Here is a 17553-nt window from a genome sequence, read left to right as displayed (position 1 = left end):
GTTATGCGGTGCACGGCCGGGGCGCGTCGACCGGCGGCGAGCCGCCATTGGCCGAGGCCGATACGGTCGTCAACCTGATGCCGCTGACGCTGCAGACCCGCGGCTTCTTCGACGCCGCCCGCCTGGCGCAGATGAAGCCCGGCGCGACGCTCGTCAACCTGGCCCGCGGCGGCCATGTGGTGGAGGCCGACTTGCTGGCCGCGCTCGATGCCGGCCGGCTGGGCCATGCGGTGCTGGACGTGTTCGAGACCGAACCGCTGCCGGCGGGCCATCCGTTCTGGACCCATCCCCGCGTCACCGTGCTGCCGCACTGCGCCGCGCAGACGGACCCGCGCAGCGCGCTGGAGGTGGTGGTGGGCAATCTGCGGGCGCTGCGCGCGGGCCAGCCGCTGCGCCACCTGGTCGATCGCGCGAAGGGCTACTGAAGCCCGGCGAGCACGCTGTTCGGCGCCTCGCCGCGCTCGGGCGTCGCCCAGCGCGACAGCCAGTCGCCGAACTCGCTGCTGGGCATCGGCTTGCCGATGAAGTAGCCCTGCGCCTGGTCGCAGCCCAGCGCTTCCAGCAGCTGCAGCGCCTTGCTTGTCTCGACCCCCTCGGCGACGACCGACAGGCCCAGGTTGTGCGCCAGCTCGATCGTCGAGCGGACGATCTTGGCGTCGTCCAGGTCGCGCTCCATCGCCATCACGAAGCTCTTGTCGATCTTCAGCTCGTCCACCGGCAGGCGCTTCAGGTAGGCCAGCGAGGAGTAGCCGGTGCCGAAGTCGTCGATGGACAGCTTGAAGCCCATGCTGCTGAGCTGGTCCAGCGTGGCCAGCGCGCGCTGCGGGTCGTCCATGATCGCGCTTTCGGTGATCTCCAGGCAGATCGAGGCCGGCTGCACGCCTTGCTCGGCCAGCTGCGCCGCGATGCGCGCGGGGAGGTCGGGGCCGAGCAGGTCGCGGGTGGACAGGTTGACGCTGAGCTTGAGCGCGATGCCCGCGTCGGCCGCCTCGCGCACCGCCCGTGCGGCCTCGGCCGTGACCCAGCGGGTCAGCTCGCCGATGAAGCCGGTCTGCTCGGCGAAGGGGATGAACTGCATCGGCGGCACCAGCCCCCGCTGCGGATGCAGCCAGCGCACCAGGGCCTCGGCGCTGGCGACCTGGCCGGTCTTGAAGTCCAGCTTGGGCTGCAGGTACAGGCGCAGCTCGTTGCCCTCGATCGCGCGGCGCAGCTCCGACAGCAGCGACAGCGACTGCTGGCTGCCGGCGTCCAGCGCCGCGTCGTAGACCATGCTGCCGCTCTGGCGCTGCTTGGCGGCGTACATGGCCAGCTCCACGTGCGACAGCAGCTGCATCGCGTCCCTGCCGTGCACCGGCGACAGCGCGATGCCGATGCCCGCGCCGATGTCGATCAGGTGGTCGCCGATGTGCAGCGGGCGCTTGAAATCCTGCAGGATGGTCTGCGCCAGGTGCAGCGCGGCGGCCTCGTCGCCGTGGCGCAGCAGCAGCGCGAACTCGTCGCCGGCCAGGCGCGCCAGATCGGCACCGCTCGCGTCTGCCAGCGCGAGCAGGCGCAGGCCCACGCTCTTGAGCAGTTCGTCGCCGACGTCGTGGCCCAGCACGTCGTTGACATGCTTGAAGCGGTCCATGTCCAGCATCAGCACGGCGAAGGGCGCCTCCAGCGCCAGCTCGGCCTCCAGCAGGCCGCGGAAGCGGGCGCGGTTGGGCAGGCCGGTCAGCTCGTCCCAGTAGGCCTGGCGCTCGGCCTTGGCCGTCTGCGTGCGGATGCCCTGGCGCATCGCCTCGAAAGCGGCGGCCAGGCCGCCGACCTCCTCGGTGGAGGCGGGCACGTCGATCGGCGTCTCGTAATCGCCGGAGCCCAGCCGCGCCGCCGCCTGGCTGAGCGCGTGGATCGGCCCGCTGATGCGCCGCGCCAGCAGCACCGAGGCCAGCGCGGACACCGCCAGGCCGATCAGCGTCAGCGCCAGCAGCAGCAGCTGCAGCTGCCGGTAGGGCGCCACCGCCGCGTCGAAGGAGCGCAGCAGGACGACGCCGAGCCGGTATTGGGCGCCGGGCTCCAGCGCCGCCAGCTGGCCGCGCCATTGCTCGCCGCCGACTTCGGTGGAGAACAGACCCGAGGCGGCGGGCACCCGGTCCGTGACGCCGCGGGTGGCGGCCGCGTCGAGGCTGCTGGCCAGCGAGGTCCAGTTGCGGCCCTGGCCGTCGGTGCGCACGACGACCACGCCCTGCAGTTCCGACAGGGTTCTGAGGTCCTGCAGCGCCGCGCTGTCGAGCAGGAAGCCCATCAGGATCCAGCCCACCGGCGCCGGCGTGCGCACCTGCACCGCCACCACCTGGTAGGCCTTGCCGTCCAGCAGCGCCAGCTCCACGTCGTCATTGCCGCCCGCGGCCCTGGACGGAGCCTGCTTCTGCAGGCCCTTCTGCGCCACCTTCTGCGCCAGCAGGTCATGGAAGCGCTGGGCATCGGGCCGGCTCGCGGCCACCAGCTTCAGCTCGTTGTCGAAATACGCGACGACGCTGGCGCCGATGCGCTCGCCCTGGTTGATCAGCGCGTCCTGCACCGTCTCGACGTTGGCGGCCTCGTCCAGCGAGAGGCTGATCGCGGTCTTGAAGCCGTAGTCCTGGGCCAGCAGGGCGGCCGCATCGCTGCGCTTCTCGGCCTCCTGGCGCAGCAGGCGGCGGAACACGCGGTCGCCGGTCTTCAGCTCGGCGGCGATCGAGGTCTCGGCATTGCCCCGGATGCTGTTCTGGATCAGCCCGAAACTGGCCAGCTGCACGACCAGCAGCAGGCCCATGAACAGCACGACGATGCGCCCCTCAAGGCGGCGCAGGTCCAGGAAGGTCGGCCGCAGGTCCATGCGAGAACTCGGCGTCCGTCGCTCAGTCGGCCAGCGTGACGACGACGCTCTGGCCGCCGCCCGCGGGCGCCACGGCGAGGGACTGGCTCTGCAGCAGGTCCTTCTTCATGCTGCCGTGCCACAGCCGCAGCGTGTGCTCGCCGGCCGGCAGGTCCAGGCGGGCATTGCCGGCGGCATCGGTGCGGGCGAACACCGGAGTGTCCACCACGATGATGTGGGCGCTCATGCGGTCGTGGATGTTGCAGCCCAGCGTGGCGACGCCGGGCTTGTCGAACACGATCGGCTCGGCCGGCGTGCCCGAGTAGAGCTTGGTCTCGAAGACCTTGATCGGCGAGAACGAGTAGACGTGATGCCGCACGGTATCGAAGTTAGGAAAATTGACCGAGGTGCCGGTCTGGATCACCAGCAGCTGCGGCGTGAACTGCTTGTCGCGCTGGCCCATCTCGGCCTTGACGCCGGCACCTGCGCGCTGCGGCTTGCCGCCCACCTCCACGGCCACCACCGCGTCGGCCAGCGGCTGGCCGGCCGCGTTGCGCACCTGCACGGTCCACGGCAGCGCTTGTGCGTTCAGCGCACAGAGGGCGGGCAACACGAGGGCTGCGGATCGGATCGTCTTGCGCATCGGGAAGCTTCAGCGGCTTGACGTGACGATATCGCGTTTCATCGGCGCCAACAGCTTCAGCAGTTCGTTCTTCGGGCCGGCATCCACCCCGGCGCGGTCCAGCTCCTGGCGCAGCATGTCCACCATGGCGTCGAACTCGCGCGGCTGGATCTTCGAGTCCTTGTGGGCCTTGGCCATGGTCTCGCCCTCGTAGCGGCAGCCGCCGCCCGAGATCGAGCAGATCTGCGCGGCCAGGCTCTCCTTGACCGCCCCCAGCTTGATGCCGTCGAAGCTGCGGCGGGTGCGTTCGTCGACGGCCGCGCGCTCGAGCGTGCGATCCACCACGATCTGCACCACGGGCGCTCCGCCCAGGCGCTGGTACAAGGTAGGGCCGGGCGCCGCGCAAGCGGCGAGCACCAGCGACAGGGAGATCAGGGGCAGGCTGAGGCTTTTCATGGTTCGGCCGACTGTATCCCCCATGCCGTCCAGATAACCATATAGGTCGACGCCATGCGAATCCGTTCAAGACAGATTGTTCACGCTGCCCTCGCGCTTGCTCCGGCAATCGCAGCGCTACCCGCCTGGGGCGGCGAGCGCCTGCTCGGCGCCTCGGGCGTCAGCCAGGTGGAGGGCGCGGCCGGCGGCGGCCTGAGCCCCTGGGCGCTGATCGCCGGCCAGGGCAGCCGCGACCAGGTCGGCGCCTCGGCCTTCGCCACCCGCATCCACACCCGCAGCGGCTTCGTGCTGGACAGCGCGGGCGCGGCCGTCGGGCTTTTCGACACGGTGGAGCTGTCGGCCGCGCGCTGGCGCTTCGGCCTCGGCGACCTGGTGCCGGGGCAGTCGCTGAAGATGGACGTGCTGGGCCTGAAGTGGCGCGTCTTCGGCGATGCGGTGTTCGACGCCGACAACTGGATGCCGCAGGTGACCATCGGCCTGCAGCGCAAGCGCAACCGCGACATGACGATCCCCACGCTGCTGGGCGCCGAGCGCGGCAGCGACACCGAGCCCTATGTCTCGGCCGCCAAGCTGTGGCTGGGCGCCGCCGGCGGCTGGAACCTGTTCACCAACCTCACCGTGCGCAGCACCCGCGCCAGCCAGTTCGGGCTGCTGGGCTTCAACGGCTCGAGGAAGCTGACGCCAGAGCTGGCCGTGGCGGTGCTGCCGCGCGACAACCTGGCGATCGGCGTCGAGTACCGCGCCAAGCCGGACGGCCTCGCCTCGGCACCGGAAAGCCACGCGGCGGACCTGTTCGTCGCGTGGTGGCCGCAGCGCCATGTGAGCCTCACCGCCGCCTGGCTGGATCTCGGCACCATCGCCGGCCAGCCGGGGCAGCGCAGCAGCTACGTGTCGCTGCAGGTGCAGTTCTGAGTTCCAGTCAACGGATCGGCTCGTCCAGCATCAGCTCGCGGACGAAGCGCGTCGGCGGGGCGCCGTAGCTGAGCACCTGGTCGTGGTAGGCCTGCAGCGTCTGGAAGCGCTGCGGCCCCCACGCAGCCTCGACCGCGCGGCGCATGTCCAGCTGCTCCTGCAGGCCGACGAAATAGGTCGGCAGCTGCGCCGACGAGAGCTGCGCGCGGACCCACTTGCCGGCCGCCTCGCGCTCCTGCTGGAAGGTCTGCTTGACCATGAAGTCCATCGCCTGCTCGCGGGTCCAGCCCTCGACGTGCACGCCCTGGTCCAGCAGCGAGTTGCCGATCGTGCGCAGGTAGAACTTCAGCTGCACGAGGTGGAACAGCGGGTCGCTGTCCATGTAGCCGGCCTCGCGCATCACCCGCTCCATGTAGACCGCCCAGCCCTCGGCGAACAGGCCCGAGCGCAGCACCGAGCGCAGCTTCGACGGCGAATGCTCGGCCGAGTGGGCGCCTTCCAGGTAGTGGCCCGGCATGCCCTCGTGGATGGACAGCAGGTGGACCATGCGGCCGTTGTATTCGCGCAGGAAGGACTCGACCTGGCTGTCGCTCCAGTCCTTCGGGATCGGCGAGATCGCGTAGAAGGTGGGCTGGTTCTTGTCCAGCGGGCCCGGCGAGTCGCAGTAGGCCACCGCCACGCCCTGCTGGAACTCGGGCATCGGGATGATGCGCACCGGCGTCTCGGGCACGGTCACGATGTGCCTGTCGATGACGAACTGGCGCGCCTGGCCGAGCGCGGCGGTGGCGTCGGCCATCAGCGACTCGCGGGCCGAGTGATCGCCGTAGGCCAGCTCCAGCGCCATCTCGATGGCCTGCTGCTCCATCTCGGGGCCGACGGGCTGTTCGGGCAGGTCGCGGTGCTTGATCAGCTGGCGGGCGATCGCATACATCTCGCCGCGCACCCGCTTCAGCTCGGCGCGGGCGCGCGCGGCGATCTCCTCGCGGGACAGCGAGGACATCAGCGCGAACCTGAGCTTCTGGTCGTACAGCGCGGCGCCGAGGCGGAAGTCGCCCCTGGCGTTCGGCACCAGGGTCTGGTCCAGCCAGCGCTGCTGCTCGTCCACCGCCTTGTCGGCGCTGCGGATCGCGGCCTGCAGGCGCGCGCGCTCGGCGCCCTTGAGCTCCTTGACGTGCGGCGTGATGAAGGTGGCGATCAGTTCCTTGACGCCGCTGTTCTGCTTCGCCACCGTCTCCGCGTGCACCTTGGGCACGCGCGCCGGGTCGAGGTTGGCGCGCATCTGGGCGTAGACACGGGGCAGCAGCTCCAGGCGCTTCGTGGCCGCGCGCAGGCGCTGCGGCAGCGGCGCGTAGTCGCGCGCCATCAGCGTGTACAGCGCATTGCCGACCAGTTGGCTGTAGAGCTGCGGATCCCAGGCCCAGTCCTGCAGCGTCTCGGCGGTCCAGAGGTTCTGCTGCAGCTGGTTGCGCAGGATCAGCGCGTCGACCTGGTGCTGGCGGTCCAGCTTCGCGGCGTCGATCGCGTCGAGCGACTTCAGCACCGCGCGGTCCGCGGTCAGGGCCCTGGCGCGGGCGGGGGCGCCCAGGTCGTCCAGCTGCGCGTCGTAGCGGTGGGCGCCGATGAAGGTGGCGAAGCTGGGGCTGGCGGCGAACCAGTTCTGCATGGCGCGCTCGGAGAGGGCGTCGAGCTGCTGGTCGGGCGTGGTTGCGGCCAGCGCGGGGCCGGCCAGCGCTGCGGCGAGCAGCAGGGCTTTCAGTTTCATGGCGGCGACGGTGTCAGTGGAAGTAAGGAGTTACGGGTGCAGCACCAGCCCGCCCTTGCCGGCGCAGGCCTCGACCATCATCAGCGCCAGCTTGCGCAATGCGGCCCAGGGCTCGGCCGGCCAGCCGGGATGGCGCAGGCCCTTGACCAGGCCGTCGCAGACCTGGGCGGCCTCGACCAGCGGGGCCAGGTCAGAACTGCGCAGCCCCGGGATCACCCGCTCGAACAGCTTTTCCTTCGGCCCCCAGACCCGCGCCTCGCGCAGCGCCATCGGCAGCGGCTTGCCACCGTCCACCGCATCGCGCGCGCGCTTGAGGTTGCGGATGTCCTCCGCCAGCGTCCAGTGCACCAGCACGGCCGCCTCGCCCTCGGCCTCCAGGCCGTCCAGCATGCGCAGCACGCGGCCGAGCTGGTGGGCCAGCACCGCCTCGCTGAGCTTGAAGACGTCGAAGCGGGCCACGTCCAGCACGGCCGCCTCGATCTGCTCGAAGCCGAGCGTGCCGGCGGGATGGAGCAGCGCGAGCTTCTGCAGCTCCTGGTGGGCGGCGAGCAGGTTTCCCTCCACCCGGTCGGCGAAGAAGGCGAGCGTGCGCTGGCCGGCCTCGCCGTCCTCCACGCGCTGGCCCTGGGCGGCCAGGCGCTGGGCGATCCATTGCGGCAGCGCGCGGCGGTCCACCGGGTCCACGCGGACGGTGACGCCGGCGCCGTCCAGCGCGGTGAACCAGGCGCTGTTCATCTGCGTCTTGTCCAGGCGCGGCAGCGTCACCAGCGTGATCACGTCCTCGGGCAGCAGCTGGCAATAACGCTGCAACTGCTCGGAGCCGTCCTTGCCGGGCTTGCCGTTGGGAATGCGGATCTCGATGAACTGCCGCTCGGCGAACAGGCTCAGCGCCTGGGCGGCACCGAGCACCGGGCCCCAGTCGAAGTAGGAGCCGGCGACGGTGAAGACCTTGCGCTCGGCATAACCCTGAGCCCGAGCGGCAGCGCGGATCGTGTCGGCGGCTTCCTGGGCGAGCAGGGGCTCGTCGCCGTAGACGGTGTAGATCGGCTTCAGGCCCTTGGCGAGCTGGGCGGGCAAGGCGTCGGCGCGGAGCTGCATCGGATCAGGACGGGAGCTTCACTGCCGCCAGGCGGCGCATGATCAGCGCCACCGCGTCGGACTGCATCGCGCGGTAGAGCTGCGCCTCTTCCTGTTCCTTGCCCAGCGCCTGGGTCTCGGTGTAGGTCAGCTCGCGGGTCAGGCGCAGCTCGGTGCGGGGCAGCAGCAGCTCGCCCTGCGCGGTGCGCAGCAGGTAGTCGACGTCCAGCTTCAGCTGCCATTCGCGCACCTGGCCGACGCTGGTGGACACGACGACGATCTTGTCGCGCTGGTCCTTCAGCGACTCGACCACGACCTCTGCGCGGTTGAAGTCCGGCTGCAGCGTCAGCTTGGTGCGGCCGATCTGGCGGCGCAGTTCGACGGCGAGCTGCGAGTCGTCGCGGAAGCCCGCCAGGCCCACCGTATGGAACAGGAACTCGGGCTCCTTGCGCAGCTCGAAACCGCAGCCGGCGAGGGCTGCGAGGCCGAGCAGGGCCATGCGACGGTTCATCATCAGGCGACGATATTGACGAGGCGGCCCGGGACGATCACGACCTTCTTCGCCGGCCGGCCTTCCATGAACTTCTGCGCTTCCTCGTTGGCCAGCGCAGCCGCCTCGATAACGGCCTTGTCGGCGCCGGCCGGCACCTTGATCGCGCCGCGCAGCTTGCCGTTGACCTGCAGCACCAGCTCGATCTCGTCCTGCACCAGCGCGGCCTCGTCGACGACGGGCCAGGGCGCGTCCAGCAGCTCGCCCAGCTCGGCGGCATAGCCGAGGTCGGTCCAGAGCTGGTGGGCGATGTGCGGGCAGGCCGGGTAGAGCACGCGCAGCAGCACCGAGAAGCCCTCGCGCAGCGCCGCATCCTGGCCGGCGGCCTTGAAGCCTTCCAGCGCGTTCAGCAGCTTCATGCCGCCGGAGACGACGGTGTTGTACTGCATGCGCTCGTAGTCGTAGGAGACCTGCTTGAGCACCAGGTGCACCTCGCGGCGCAGTGCCTTGCCCTCGCCGGACAGGGCGGCGAAATCCTTGCCTGCGGCCTTGATGCCTGCAGCGTTCTTCGCGCCGAAGCCCCAGACGCGCTTGAGGAAGCGGTGCGCACCCTCGACGCCGGCGTCGTTCCACTCCAGCGTCTGCTCCGGCGGGGAGGCGAACATCACGAACAAGCGGGCGGTGTCGGCGCCGTACTGGTCGATCAGCTGCTGCGGGTCCACGCCGTTGTTCTTGGACTTGGACATGGTGCCCACGCCCTCGTAGTCCACGGCCGAGCCGTCGCTCTTGAGCTTGGCGCCGACGATCTTGCCGCTTTCGTCGTGGATGTCTTCCACGTCGTGCGGCCAGAAGTACTCGATGCCGCCCTTCTCGCCGCGGCGCGAGTAGATGTGGTTCAGCACCATGCCTTGCGTCAGCAGCTTGGTGAAGGGCTCGTCGGCCTTGACCAGGCCCAGGTCGCGCATCACCTTGGTCCAGAAGCGGGCGTAGAGCAAGTGCAGGATCGCGTGCTCGATGCCGCCGATGTACTGGTCCATCGGCATCCAGTAGTCGGTGCCGCCGGCCACCATCGCGTCGGCGTTCTTCGCGTCGCAATAGCGCATGAAGTACCACGAGCTGTCCACGAAGGTGTCCATCGTGTCCGTCTCGCGCTGGGCGGGCTTGCCGCACTTCGGGCAGGCGCAGTTCAGGAAGTCGGCGCGCTTGTTCAGCGGGTTGCCGCTGCCGTCGGGGATGCAGTCTTCCGGCAGGACGACGGGCAGGTCCTTCTCCGGCACGGGCACGGAGCCGCAGTCGTCGCAATGGATGATCGGGATCGGCGTGCCCCAGTAGCGCTGGCGGCTGATGCCCCAGTCGCGCAGGCGCCAGGTGGTTTTCTTGGCGCCGAGGTCCTTGGCGCCGACCAGTTCGGCGACCTTGTCGACGGCAGCCTTGTAGCCCAGGCCGTTGAGCACGCCGGAGTCGATGCAGACGCCGCGCTGCTTGTCGCCGTACCAGTCGGCCCAGCGCTTGTCGTCGTAGCTCTCGCCTTCGACGGCGACGACCTGCTTGATCGGCAGGCCGTACTTGTTGGCGAACTCGAAATCGCGCTCATCGTGCGCGGGAACGCCCATCACCGCGCCGTCACCGTAGGACATCAGCACGTAATTGCCGATCCAGACCTCGACCTTGTCGCCGGTCAGCGGATGCGTGACGAACAGGCCCGTGGGCTTGCCCTTCTTCTCCTGCGTGGCCAGCTCGGCCTCGGTGGTGCCGCCGCTCTTGCATTCGGCGATGAAGTCGGTCAGCTCGGGATTGCCGTCAGCGGCGTGCGTGGCGAGCGGATGCTCCGGCGCGACGGCGCAGAAGGTCACGCCCATGATCGTGTCGGCGCGAGTCGTGAAGACGTAGAGCTTGCCGTCCTGGATCAGCTGGCCGCTCGCATCCTTGATCTCGTGCGGGAAGGCGAAGCGCACGCCCTCGCTCTTGCCGATCCAGTTCTCCTGCATCAGGCGCACACGCTCGGGCCAGCCGTGCAGGTACTGCGGGCTGCTCGGGTCCGCGACCGCGGCCAGCAATTCATCGGCGTACTTGACGATGTTCAGGTAGTAGCCGGGGATCTCGCGCTTCTCGACCGGCGCGCCCGAGCGCCAGCCCTTGCCGTCGACCACCTGCTCGTTGGCCAGCACGGTCTGGTCGACCGGGTCCCAGTTGACGACCTGCGTGCGGCGCTCGGCGATGCCGGCTTCCAGCATCTTCAGGAACAGCCACTGGTTCCACTTGTAGTACTCGGGCGTGCAGGTGGCGATTTCCCGCGACCAGTCGATCGCCAGGCCCATCGCCTGCATCTGGCCCTTCATGTAGGCGATGTTGTCGTAGGTCCACTTGGCGGGCGGCACCTTGTTCTTCATCGCGGCGTTTTCCGCCGGCAGGCCGAAGGCGTCCCAGCCCATCGGCATCAGCACGTTGTAGCCCTTCATGCGGAGCTGGCGCGTCAGCATGTCGTTGATCGTGTAGTTGCGCACGTGGCCCATGTGCAGCTTGCCGCTGGGGTAGGGCAGCATCGAGCAGGCGTAGAACTTGGGCTTGCTCTTGTCTTCCGTGACCCGGTAGGCGTCGCGCTCGTTCCAGTGCGCGCGGGCAGCGGCTTCGATCTCGTTGGGGGCGTACTTGTCGTTCATGGGCGCGGATTGTAGGCGGCGCCCCTGGGTGACTATCGGCTGGCAGCGGGCTCCGCGACGAAGGCGATGCGGCTCAAGCCGGCGCCCTGGACCCAGCCGATCAGTTCGGCCACGCTGCCGTAGGGCACGGCCTTGTCGGCGCGCAATTGCACCTCGAGCTGCGGGTTGCCCTGGGCCAGGGCCTTGATGCGGTCCTGGAAGCGGGCGGCGTCCAGCCGCTCCTCGCCGAGGTAGAGGCCGCCGTCGGCGTTCATGGCCACGGTGATGAACTTCGGCGCGTCCGACGGCGTGGCCGATTCGGCCTTGGGCAGGTCCAGGCGCAGCGAGGAAGTCAGCAGCGGCGCGGCGATCATGAAGATCACCAGCAGCACCAGCATGACGTCGATCAACGGCGTCATGTTGATGTCGGCCATCGGCCGGGACGGCGCGCTGCGTTCGAGCTTGCCGAAGCCGGCCATCTCAGTGTTCTTCCGTGGCCAGCATCTCGCGCAGGTCGTGCGCGAAGCCTTCCAGCTCGCCCTCGCAGGCGGCCACCTGCTTGCCGAACACGTTGTAGGCGAGGACCGCGGGGATCGCCACGGCCAGGCCGGCGGCCGTCATGATCAACGCCTCGCCGACCGGGCCGGCGATCTTCTCGATCGTCACGTTGCCGCCGGCGGCGATGCCGGCCAGCGCGTGGTAGATGCCCCAGACGGTGCCGAACAGGCCGACGAAGGGCGCGGTGGCGCCGATCGAGGCGAGCAGCACCTGGCCGAACTGGAGCCGGGCAAGCACGCCGTGCAGCGCGTCGCGCAGCCGGCGGGTGAGGCGCGATTCGGTGCGGCCGGAGGCTTCGAGCGTGCGGCCCTCGGTGGGCGCCACGGCGGCTTCCAGCAGCGGCAGCAGCAGTTCCTCGCCGTCGAAGCTCTGCAGCGCGTGGCGGCCGGCACCGATGTCAGCCGCGGCCCAGAAGGCGGGCACCGCGCGGGCGATGCCCCGGCGGGCGCGCGCCAGGGTCCAGGACTTCCAGAGGATCAGCATCCAGGCGCTGACCGACATGGCCAGCAGCAGCAGCGCCACCGCCCGGCCGATCGCATCGCCCTGTTCCCAGAACGCCGCGAAGCCGGTCACTTATCGGCTCAGGCCGAGCACATCGGCCATGTCGTAGAGACCGGGGCCGCGGCCCGCCAGGAAGCGCGCCGCTCGCAGCGAGCCCTCGGCATAGTGGACGCGCGTGCTGGACTTGTGCGTGATCTCGATGCGCTCGCCGGGGCCGGCGAACATCACCGTGTGGTCGCCGACGATGTCGCCGCCGCGCACGGTGGCGAAGCCGATCGTCGACGGATCGCGGGCGCCGGTGACGCCCTCGCGGCCGTAGACCGCGCACTGCTGCAGGTCGCGGCCCAGCGCCTGGGCCACCACCTCGCCCATCTGCAGCGCGGTGCCGCTGGGCGCGTCGACCTTGTGGCGGTGATGGGCCTCGATGATCTCGATGTCGTAGCCCTCGCTGAGCGAACGGGCGGCCAGGTCCAGCAGGCGCAGGACCACGTTGACGCCGACGCTCATGTTCGGCGCCATCATGACGCCGATCTTCCGGGCATGGGCGCCGATCGCGGCCTTCTGCGCGGCGTCGAAGCCGGTCGTGCCGATCACGGCCTTGACGCCCAGTTCCTCGCAGACGGCCAGGTGGGCCAGCGTGCCCTCGGGGCGGGTGAAGTCGATCAGCACGTCGGCATCGGCCAGGCCGGCGCGCAGGTCGGCGGTGATCAGCACGCCGCTGGTCTTGCCGAGGAAGGCCGAGGCGTCCTGCCCCAGGGCCGGGCTGGCGGGCTGGTCCAGCGCGCCGGCGAGGCGGCAGTCGGGCGAGTTGACGACCGTCTCGATCAGCATGCGGCCCATGCGGCCGGAGCTGCCGGCGATGGCGACGCGCAACGGCTCGGCCTTGTTACTTGCGCCGCCGCTCACGAACGGGGCTCCAGCGGCGGGTAGCTGCGCTGCGGGCCGACCTGCTCGGGCGTAGGCTCCGCGACGCGCGCCGGCACCGGCAGGGCCTTGCGCTCGGCCTCGCTCAGCTCCAGCTTGGGCAGGCTGCCGCTGGGCTTGAAGGTGTTCACGGCGGCGACGAATTCGTTCTCGGTGGGCAGGTCCTCGGCGCCGTCGAGCGACTTCAGCGCGTCGCCGTCGAACCAGGCCACGACCAGGCGCTGCTGGTAGGGCGCGCCCTGGCGGCGAATGCTGAAGGCGTAGTCCCAGCGGTTGTCGTGGAACATGTCGGTCAGCAGCGGCGAGCCGAGCAGGTCACGCACCTGGGCGCGGCTCATGCCGGGCTTGACCTTGGCGACCTGCTCCTTGGTCAGCACATTGCCCTGCACGATCTCGATGCGGTAGGGCGTCACGAAGCCCAGCACCTTGTCGCCCGACACCGAGGCGATCGAGCTCAGCGAGGGCATGCTCGAGCAGCCGGACAGGACGGCCAGCGCGGCCAGGGTCATCGCGCCGGCCAGCGGGCGCAGCGGCAGAGGTGAACGGGGGATCGGGCGCATGACGTGGGCTTGGAAGGTTATGGCGCCGCGGCGGGGCCATAGCTGGCTATGATCGAACGATTCTAGCGGCAGCCCTTCCCGCGGCCGCCGCCGCGCCTCACACGCCCGAGCGCCACCGATCATGAACCGTACCGAAGAAATCAAGAACAGCGGCCTCAAGGCCACCCTGCCCCGCATCAAGATCCTGGAAATCTTCCAGAAGGCCACCCAACGTCACATGACGGCGGAAGATGTTTACAAGGCTTTGCTCGAGGAAGACGCCGACATCGGCCTGGCCACCGTCTACCGGGTGCTGACGCAGTTCGAGCAGGCGGGGCTGCTGTCGCGCAACCACTTCGAGTCGGGCAAGGCGGTGTTCGAGCTGAACGAGGGCCGGCACCACGACCATCTCGTGTGCCTCACCTGCGGCAAGGTCGAGGAGTTCTTCGACCCGGAGATCGAGGACCGGCAGCACAAGATCGCGCAGGAGCGCGGCTTCCAGCTGCAGGAGCACTCGCTGGCGCTCTACGCCAACTGCATCAAGAAAGACTGCCCCAACCGCTGAGCGCGGTCAGTCGTCTGAGAGGCCGCCGGCCTCGATGGCGCGCTGGTGGCGCTCCACGAACTCGCGGTAGGTGTCGATGCCGCGCAGCTGCAGGATCGTGTTGCGCACCGCGGCTTCCACCAGCACGGCCAGGTTGCGGCCGGCGTCCACCGCGATCACGACCTTGCGCATCGGGATGCCCAGCACGTCTTCATACAGCGGCTCGTAGGGCAGGCGCTCGAAGTCCCGCTCCATCGTCTCCTTGCGCACCAGGTGGACGATCAGCTTCAGTCGCATCTTGCGGCGCACCGCCGTCTCGCCAAAGATCGCCTTGATGTCCAGCAGGCCGATGCCGCGCACTTCCAGCAGGTTCAGCAGCAGCTCGGGGCAGCGGCCGTCGATGGCGGTCTGAGAGATGCGGTAGAGATCCACCGCGTCGTCGGCCACCAGGCCGTGGCCGCGGGAGATCAGTTCCAGGCCCAGTTCGCTCTTGCCCAGGCCCGATTCGCCGGTCAGCAGCACGCCGAGGCCCAGGATGTCCATGAACACGCCGTGGCGCGTTGTGCGATTGGCGAACAGATGGGCCAGGTAGACGCGCACGACGTCGATCACATGGCCGGCCGATTCGCGGGTGACGAACAGCGGGATCTCGGCCCGATCGCACATGGCCACCAGGCGGTCCGGCGGGGCCTGGTCGTCGGCGACGATGATCACCGGCGGCTCCAGCGTGACGATGCGGGCAATGCGACGGTCCAGCACGTCGCCAGAGGCCTGGCTCAGGTAGGCCACCTCGCGGCGGCCGACGATCTGCACGCGGTAGGGATGGATGTAGTTCAGGTAGCCGACCAGGTCGGCCGCCGATTGCGCATCGCGCACGGCAGCTTCGTCGAAGCGGCGTTCGGTGTTGGCGTGGCCGGCGATCCACTCCCAGTGGAGCGCTTCGCGGTGCTCCTCGAAGAGCCGGTCCGCGCTGATGGAGGTGGGCTTCAAGCGACCGACTTCAGCGGTTCCCAGGCCGCGATCAGGCGGTGCACGCCGGCGGCCTCGGGCTCGGTCTTCAGTCGTTCACGCAGTTCGCGGTCGGACAGCATCTCGGCGATCTCGGAGAGGATTTCCAGGTGGCGCTGCGTGGCCGCCTCCGGCACCAGCAGGAAGATCAGCAGGCTCACCGGTTCATCGTCCGGCGCGTCGAAGCCGATCGGCTGCTGCACGCGCAGCACCGCCGCGAGCGGATTCTTCAGGCCCTTGATGCGACCGTGCGGGATCGCCACGCCGTGGCCCAGGCCGGTGGAACCCAGGCGCTCGCGGGCGAACAGGTTGTCCGTCACCAGGGCGCGGGAGATGGTGTGGTTGTTCTCGAACAGCAGGCCCGCCTGCTCGAAGACACGTTTCTTGCTGGATGCGTCCACGTTCACCAGCACGTTGCTGGTGGGCAGGATGGCGGCGAGACGGTTCATGGGTCACGAGCGCCGTCTACGGCCCGGGTCGGTGTTCCCTCAAGCCTTGGGCAGGACGCTTATTCGATATCTGAGGGGCAAATTATAGAAAGCTCATGATCCCCGTGGTGGCCGCATGTCACCCCGCAATCCAGGCATCGTGAAAATTGCGGCGGCGCAGCAACGAAGCTTCCCGCATTGTGAAATACAGGCACCCGTCCGTGCGAACAGCAAAAAGCGGCCACTGGGGCCGCTCCTGCTGGGTAGGGCGGCCGCTTGGGGCCGCCACCCGCGTGTTGGTGACGTCGTCCGTCTGCTTCAGGGCGCCGGCATGTCCAGGCGCTTGGCGGAGGCGTGGTGGTGTTGCTGCACGCGATCCTTGTGACGGCAGACCTGGCGGTCCAGCTTGTCCATCAGTTGGTCGATCGCTGCATAGAGGTCTTCGTGGGACTGCTCGACGAAGATGTCGCGGCCCTTCACGTGGACCGTCACTTCAGCGCGTTGGCGCCGTTCCTTTTCCTTCTGCTTTTCCACGGTCAGCAGGACGTTGATATCAACGACCTGGTCGAAATGGCGGGTGACCCGATCCAGCTTGGTAAGCACGTACTCACGCAGGGCTGGCGTCACTTCAAGATGGTGGCCACTGATCGTCAGGTTCATTAGAGCCTCCTTTCACAGGGGGTTGTGTCGAGAAAGTCTCCGCAGTCATCGCGGGGAAGCGGAACCAAAGAACGAGGGGGAGGGGTCTGTCTGGTAGCGGGGATTGAAGGTAGCGGTGGGAATGTGACGAACCCAGTTTGCTCCCTAAGTTCGGGGCTGGCAAGCGCAATGCCGATCGGGTTCGAGGCCCAATCGGTGACGGAGTTGGCAGATCGCCGGGGGCATGTTGGAATGCTGGAAGTGGCCGGACGTGGCCACGCGCCCTGCGGCCCAGCCGCCTCCTCCCCCCAGCCGACCATGAAGAAGGGCTTCCGCCTTGCGACGGAAGCCCTGGGAAGAAAAGTAGTCGCAGAACGCCTCGGTGCCAACGAGGGAGGGAGGGAGGAGGAGGAAAAAGGCTCCGAGATTTCAACCCCGTGATCGGGGAGATCCTGCGACTGAAATTGAGTTCATCGTAAGGTGGATGCGCAAGCCCCGAAATCAATCCTGGGCCCCACGCTCGACTATCGATGACCAGATCTTGACCCTTTTGCGTGGGCTTTGCGGCGAAATCCGTGAACTTGCTCACCGTTTGAAGCAACTTGATGCGACAAATGTGGGCGCAGTTCTACTGTTTTCGAGTCTAGGGATTGAATCCGTCTTTTCAAGAACGACCGGCCACCAGTCGCCCGGGCGGCGTCACCGCCCCGTCATAAAATGCGCCCGGCTCAACCTAGGACCACCATGCTTTACCCCGAACTCTTCAAGCAGCTGGAAGCCGTGCGCTGGAACATGGACACGGATATCCCGTGGGACAAGTTCGATGCCAGCCTGCTGACGGACGACCAGGCCCGCACGATCAAGATGAACGCGATCACCGAATGGTCCGCGCTGCCGGCCACCGAGATGTTCCTGCGCGACAACCGCGACGACAGCGACTTCTCGGCCTTCATGAGCGTCTGGTTCTTCGAGGAGCAGAAGCATTCGCTGGTGCTGATGGAGTACCTGCGCCGCTTCCGGCCCGACATGGTGCCCACCGAGGCCGAGCTGCACGAGGTGCGCTTCGAGTTCGACCCGGCGCCGGCGCTGGAAACGCTGATGCTGCATTTCTGCGGCGAGATCCGCCTGAACCACTGGTATCGCCGCGCCGCCGAGTGGCACACCGAGCCGGTGATCAAGTCCATCTACGAGACCCTGTCGCGCGACGAGGCCCGCCACGGCGGCGCCTACCTGCGCTACATGAAGCGCGCGATGAGCAAGTTCGGCGACGAGGCGCGCGCCGCCTTCGCCAAGGTCGGCGTGCTGATGGCCAGCGCCCGCCGCACCGCGCAGGCACTGCACCCGACCAACCTGCACGTCAACGCCAAGCTGTTCCCGCGCGACACGATCCAGAGCCGCCTGCCCGACCCGCAATGGCTGGAGCACTGGCTGGACAAGCAGATCCAGTTCGACGCCGTCTGGGAAACCAAGGTCGTCGAGCGCATCCTGCACAACATGAGCCTGCTGATGGAGCGCAGCTTCGCCTCGGTGCAGGAGCTGAACCGCTTCCGCAAGGAAGTGACGGCCAAGGTGGCGGCCTCGCTGCCGGTGGCGCCCGGGGCGGCACCGGCGGTCTGAG

At 68.7% G+C, this 17553-nt stretch carries 19 protein-coding genes; 5 read left to right on the top strand and 14 right to left on the bottom strand.

The window, feature by feature from the left end; translation table 11 throughout:
• Positions 1 to 425: NAD(P)-dependent oxidoreductase (locus B0W88_RS20230; RefSeq protein ID WP_304442590.1), on the top strand; the 425-nt coding region annotated here is incomplete at its 5' end.
• On the opposite strand, the gene B0W88_RS20225 is transcribed toward B0W88_RS20230, so the two are convergent.
• From B0W88_RS20225 to B0W88_RS20215, 3 genes are read right to left on the bottom strand one after another with little or no spacing between them, the layout of a single operon-like run.
• Positions 419 to 2857, bottom strand: coding sequence for a bifunctional diguanylate cyclase/phosphodiesterase (locus B0W88_RS20225; RefSeq protein WP_083748929.1), 2439 nt, complete (start codon positions 2855 to 2857; stop codon positions 419 to 421). The genes B0W88_RS20230 and B0W88_RS20225 overlap by 7 nt on opposite strands.
• Before the next feature lie 22 nt (positions 2858 to 2879).
• Positions 2880 to 3479: a methylamine utilization protein gene (locus tag B0W88_RS20220; RefSeq protein ID WP_077036436.1), complete on the bottom strand. Its 600-nt coding sequence runs from the start codon at positions 3477 to 3479 to the stop codon at positions 2880 to 2882.
• Positions 3480 to 3488: 9 nt separating this feature from the next.
• Positions 3489 to 3914 (bottom strand): group 1 truncated hemoglobin, encoded by a 426-nt coding sequence (locus tag B0W88_RS20215; protein WP_198937887.1) that lies wholly within the window; start codon positions 3912 to 3914, stop codon positions 3489 to 3491.
• Between the two features lie 54 nt (positions 3915 to 3968).
• On the opposite strand from B0W88_RS20215, the gene B0W88_RS20210 reads away from it, so the two are divergent.
• Complete coding sequence (locus B0W88_RS20210) at positions 3969 to 4826, top strand: DUF3034 family protein (protein WP_077036434.1); 858 nt, start codon at positions 3969 to 3971, stop codon at positions 4824 to 4826.
• 7 nt (positions 4827 to 4833) lie between these two features.
• Here B0W88_RS20210 and B0W88_RS20205 read toward each other — a convergent pair whose 3' ends face one another.
• From B0W88_RS20205 to B0W88_RS20170, 8 genes are read right to left on the bottom strand one after another with little or no spacing between them, the layout of a single operon-like run.
• Positions 4834 to 6588, bottom strand: coding sequence for a DUF885 domain-containing protein (locus B0W88_RS20205; protein ID WP_077036433.1), 1755 nt, complete (start codon positions 6586 to 6588; stop codon positions 4834 to 4836).
• Between the two features lie 30 nt (positions 6589 to 6618).
• Complete coding sequence (gene holA, locus B0W88_RS20200) at positions 6619 to 7686, bottom strand: DNA polymerase III subunit delta (protein ID WP_077036432.1); 1068 nt, start codon at positions 7684 to 7686, stop codon at positions 6619 to 6621.
• 4 nt (positions 7687 to 7690) lie between these two features.
• Complete coding sequence (lptE, locus tag B0W88_RS20195; protein WP_077036431.1) at positions 7691 to 8176, bottom strand: LPS assembly lipoprotein LptE; 486 nt, start codon at positions 8174 to 8176, stop codon at positions 7691 to 7693.
• Positions 8177 to 8178: 2 nt separating this feature from the next.
• Positions 8179 to 10815: a leucine--tRNA ligase gene (leuS, locus tag B0W88_RS20190; protein ID WP_077036430.1), complete on the bottom strand. Its 2637-nt coding sequence runs from the start codon at positions 10813 to 10815 to the stop codon at positions 8179 to 8181.
• Between the two features lie 32 nt (positions 10816 to 10847).
• On the bottom strand, positions 10848 to 11273 hold the full coding sequence (locus tag B0W88_RS20185) for a biopolymer transporter ExbD (protein WP_077036429.1): 426 nt from the start codon (positions 11271 to 11273) through the stop codon (positions 10848 to 10850).
• A gap of 1 nt (position 11274) precedes the next feature.
• On the bottom strand, positions 11275 to 11925 hold the full coding sequence (locus B0W88_RS20180; protein WP_077036428.1) for a MotA/TolQ/ExbB proton channel family protein: 651 nt from the start codon (positions 11923 to 11925) through the stop codon (positions 11275 to 11277).
• Positions 11926 to 12759: a 4-hydroxy-tetrahydrodipicolinate reductase gene (dapB, locus tag B0W88_RS20175; RefSeq protein ID WP_077036427.1), complete on the bottom strand. Its 834-nt coding sequence runs from the start codon at positions 12757 to 12759 to the stop codon at positions 11926 to 11928.
• Positions 12756 to 13337, bottom strand: coding sequence for an outer membrane protein assembly factor BamE (locus B0W88_RS20170; protein WP_233151786.1), 582 nt, complete (start codon positions 13335 to 13337; stop codon positions 12756 to 12758). The genes dapB and B0W88_RS20170 overlap by 4 nt, the downstream gene beginning before the upstream one ends.
• 121 nt (positions 13338 to 13458) lie before the next feature.
• Here B0W88_RS20170 and fur point away from each other — a divergent pair, with 121 nt between their 5' ends.
• The gene (gene fur, locus B0W88_RS20165) at positions 13459 to 13881 is read left to right on the top strand and encodes a ferric iron uptake transcriptional regulator (RefSeq protein WP_077036426.1); all 423 of its coding nucleotides are present in this window, start codon (positions 13459 to 13461) and stop codon (positions 13879 to 13881) included.
• Between the two features lie 6 nt (positions 13882 to 13887).
• Here fur and hprK read toward each other — a convergent pair whose 3' ends face one another.
• The 3 genes from hprK to hpf all read right to left on the bottom strand — a co-directional run bounded on the left by hprK (position 13888) and on the right by hpf (position 15956).
• Positions 13888 to 14850: an HPr(Ser) kinase/phosphatase gene (gene hprK, locus B0W88_RS20160; protein WP_077036425.1), complete on the bottom strand. Its 963-nt coding sequence runs from the start codon at positions 14848 to 14850 to the stop codon at positions 13888 to 13890.
• Entirely contained in the window at positions 14847 to 15317 is a 471-nt protein-coding gene (locus tag B0W88_RS20155; protein ID WP_077036424.1) for a PTS sugar transporter subunit IIA, read from the bottom strand. The genes hprK and B0W88_RS20155 overlap by 4 nt, the downstream gene beginning before the upstream one ends.
• Before the next feature lie 297 nt (positions 15318 to 15614).
• A complete protein-coding gene (gene hpf / locus B0W88_RS20150) occupies positions 15615 to 15956 on the bottom strand; it encodes a ribosome hibernation-promoting factor, HPF/YfiA family (protein ID WP_077036423.1) in 342 nt (113 codons plus the stop codon).
• A gap of 297 nt (positions 15957 to 16253) precedes the next feature.
• On the opposite strand from hpf, the gene B0W88_RS35125 reads away from it, so the two are divergent.
• Positions 16254 to 16376, top strand: coding sequence for a hypothetical protein (locus B0W88_RS35125; protein ID WP_255378661.1), 123 nt, complete (start codon positions 16254 to 16256; stop codon positions 16374 to 16376).
• A 303-nt stretch (positions 16377 to 16679) separates the two neighbouring features.
• On the top strand, positions 16680 to 17552 hold the full coding sequence (locus B0W88_RS20145) for an acyl-ACP desaturase (protein WP_077036422.1): 873 nt from the start codon (positions 16680 to 16682) through the stop codon (positions 17550 to 17552).
• Position 17553 lies beyond the last annotated feature (1 nt).

The organism is Pelomonas sp. KK5 (assembly GCF_001984095.1).
In the GTDB taxonomy this organism is placed as follows: Bacteria; Pseudomonadota; Gammaproteobacteria; order Burkholderiales; family Burkholderiaceae_C; genus KK5.
Note: the sequence above shows the minus strand (reverse complement) of the source record. Positions and strands in the feature narration are given on the sequence as shown.